Annotated in this window: 4 protein-coding genes and 1 pseudogene; 2 read left to right on the top strand and 3 right to left on the bottom strand. The window is 66.7% G+C overall.

All coding sequences use genetic code 11. From position 1 onward, the window contains the following. Positions 1 to 298: GNAT family protein (locus VGC18_RS13320; protein WP_331098176.1), on the top strand; the 298-nt coding region annotated here is incomplete at its 5' end. Here VGC18_RS13320 and VGC18_RS13315 read toward each other — a convergent pair. From VGC18_RS13315 to msrA, 3 genes are all read right to left on the bottom strand, one after another. Continuing rightward, positions 295 to 843 (bottom strand): single-stranded DNA-binding protein, encoded by a 549-nt coding sequence (locus VGC18_RS13315; protein WP_331098174.1) that lies wholly within the window; start codon positions 841 to 843, stop codon positions 295 to 297. The genes VGC18_RS13320 and VGC18_RS13315 overlap by 4 nt on opposite strands. 351 nt (positions 844 to 1,194) lie before the next feature. Further along, the gene (locus VGC18_RS13310) at positions 1,195 to 1,479 is read right to left on the bottom strand and encodes a hypothetical protein (RefSeq protein ID WP_331098172.1); all 285 of its coding nucleotides are present in this window, start codon (positions 1,477 to 1,479) and stop codon (positions 1,195 to 1,197) included. Between the two features lie 55 nt (positions 1,480 to 1,534). Next, positions 1,535 to 2,062, bottom strand: a complete 528-nt coding sequence (msrA, locus tag VGC18_RS13305) for a peptide-methionine (S)-S-oxide reductase MsrA (RefSeq protein ID WP_331098170.1) — start codon at positions 2,060 to 2,062, stop codon at positions 1,535 to 1,537. A 171-nt stretch (positions 2,063 to 2,233) separates the two neighbouring features. On the opposite strand from msrA, the pseudogene VGC18_RS13300 reads away from it, so the two are divergent. After that, a pseudogene (locus tag VGC18_RS13300) lies at positions 2,234 to 2,652 on the top strand (IS982 family transposase); the annotation flags it as partial.

The raw sequence follows: 2,652 nt of genomic DNA, 5'->3' as shown, positions 1-2,652 counted from the left end.
GCAGCTCCCGGTACGCGCGGCGACGCTGGCTCTCATGATCGGCCCTGACCATCACGGCAAGGGCTACGGCACCGATGTCGTGCGGACCCTCACGCGATACGGCTTTCTCGAGATGGGTCTGAATCGCATCGAGATCCGGGTATGGGCCTTCAACTCTCGGGCACGACGGGTCTATCACAGGGCCGGGTATCGAGAAGAAGGAATCCGCCGCGACGCCGTCTTCCACGATGGCGAGTACCACGACGAGGTCATCCTCAGCCAACTGCGCCGGGAATGGACGCCATCCCGCTCGGCCTAGAACGGCGCACTCACCTCGTCCGCCGCCGCCGCCGCGTCGGCGAATCCACCTGGCTCGGCCGACGCGCCGACCTCGGCAAGTCCGCCGGGCTCGGCACGATCGGTCGCTGACAGAGATGCCTCGGCCTCGCCGGGCTGCCGCTCCCCGTCGTGCGTCGCCTCGCCCGCCTGGGCGGCCGCGCTCGCGGTCGAGATGCTGCGGGTGAAGATCGCGGTGCCCCAGCTGAGATCGTGGCCGATAGAATCCGCGTCGACCTCGATGTTCGTCCCCGCCTTGTCCCCCGCCGTCCAGTCGCGCATCCTGAGCCGGCCGGTCACCACGACGCGGTCGCCCTTGGACAGCGAGCCGGCGATGTTGATCGCCAGTTGCCGGAAGCCGGTGACGGTGTACCAGTTGGTGTCTGCGTCGATCCAGCGATCCTGGGACCGGTCGAACCGACGCTGGGGGGAGGCCAGCCTGAAGCTGGTGATGGGCAGACCCTCGCTGGTGACGAGGTGCCTCGGCTGCGTGGCCACGAGGCCGGTGAGTGTGATGGTGTCAGTCATGCAGGACAGTGTGCCGCGGTGGGCGCGGACGGCAAACGGCGGTGTCGCTCGATGGGGAGGAATCGAAATCGGGTCATCGCGTTGAGGAGGAGAGCATCCCGGTCCGCAGGAGACGGCGCTCGCGGGGAAGACACAGCTCCCGGGGAACACGGAACACACGGTGACCGGGAAGACACTGTGCCGGGACCGAGCTTGCTTCGCGGCGGGAGATACGGCCATCCGCGGCGGGGAAGACAGCTCGCGGAGGCAGGCGCGTCTCCCTCCGCGAGGGCCTTTTCCCTCCGCGAGGGCTTTCCCCCGCCGCGACGGCGGGCACCGCAGCAGGTCGGCCGAACGGCGACCGCAGACCGGCTAGTGCTCCCGGAACTCCGGCAGATCGCTCCCCGGCAGCAGGCTCGCGTGAAGCGCCCGTTTCGCCACGTCCAGGGTCGGGTAGTGACCGCGGTAGCCGACGTCGTCGAGCAGCTTGACGGTGTAGCCGCCCTCCACGCCGTGGATCGAGCCGACGGCCCCCGCCGGCCCGATCGCCACCCAGGTCCGTCCGGTCAGCGCCCGCCCGCCCGGCGCATCCGTCGATGTCTCGCCGGCCCGCGTCTCATCGGTTGATGCCTCATCGGTCAGTGTCTTGTCGCTCATCGTCGAGCTCCTCTCCTCGCCCGGCCGATCGAGCACCGGCCGGGTGCCTCCCCGTTCAGGAGGCCAGGACGTACTCCGCAAACCCCTTGCGGATCTTATTCACCTTAGGCACGGCGACGGCCATGCAGTAGCCCTGCCCGGGATTCTTTGCGAAGAAGTCCTGGTGATACTCCTCCGCGGGGTACCACGGACCGAGCGGGTCGATGGTCGTGACGATCCCGCCGTCCCAGTACCCGGATGCGCGGTCCCGGGCCTTCTCGAACTGCTCCTTCTGCGCCTCGTCGGCATAGAACATCGCCGAGCGGTACTGGGTGCCGATGTCGTTTCCCTGGCGGTTCAGCTGGCGAGGGTCGTGCAGCGAGAAGAACACGTCGAGGATGACCTCCGCGGGGATCACCTCAGGGTCGAAGGTCACGGCGACGGCCTCTGCGTGACCGGTCATCCCGGTGCAGACCGCCTCATAGTCGGGGTTCTTCGTGGTGCCGCCGGTGTAACCGGAGACGACGTCACTGACACCGCGCAGCGTGCGGTACACCGCGTCGAGACACCAGAAACAGCCACCTGCGAGAACGAATGTTTGCATGGGACGAGCCTACTTTCTGCTGGGGGACGGTGGACTGGCCACCGACATCAACAACAGCGGATACCACGGCGCCATTCCGCGCTCCCAGGCGCCTCTAGATGAGTGAGTCCTAATCGGGGCTTCGCCGTGTGGAGGCTGTTAATCGGAGACGGAGGGTGTTAAACCCTGCGTGTGAAAACAGATCTAAACACCCTCCTGACCACACTTTACGTCCATCTCGACGACCGGGTGATGCCCGCGCTCGGTTTTTCACGCGAGCATCATGCCGGTCGCAAACCACAGCTGAACGATGTTGAGCTGCTCTGCCTGATCGTCGCCCAGCATCTGCTCGGGATCGCCTCGGAACGCAAATGGCTCCGCTACGCCCGCACCCACTTTCTCGACATGTTTCCCGCCCTCCCGCAACAATCCGGATGTGGTAAACGCGTCCGCCAAGCCAGTGGACTCCTCTCCGCAGTGATCACCGAACTCGCTCGCGATACCCCGTCGTGGGCCGAGTCGATCCGGCTCCTGGACTCGACCCCGGTCCCCTGCGGGAAGTCGAGAGAGACCGTGAAACGCTCCGACCTCGCCGGTCACGCCGGCTACGG

This window comes from Lacisediminihabitans sp. (genome assembly GCF_036404185.1).
Lineage (GTDB): Bacteria > Actinomycetota > Actinomycetes > Actinomycetales > Microbacteriaceae > Lacisediminihabitans.
Note: the sequence above shows the minus strand (reverse complement) of the source record. Positions and strands in the feature narration are given on the sequence as shown.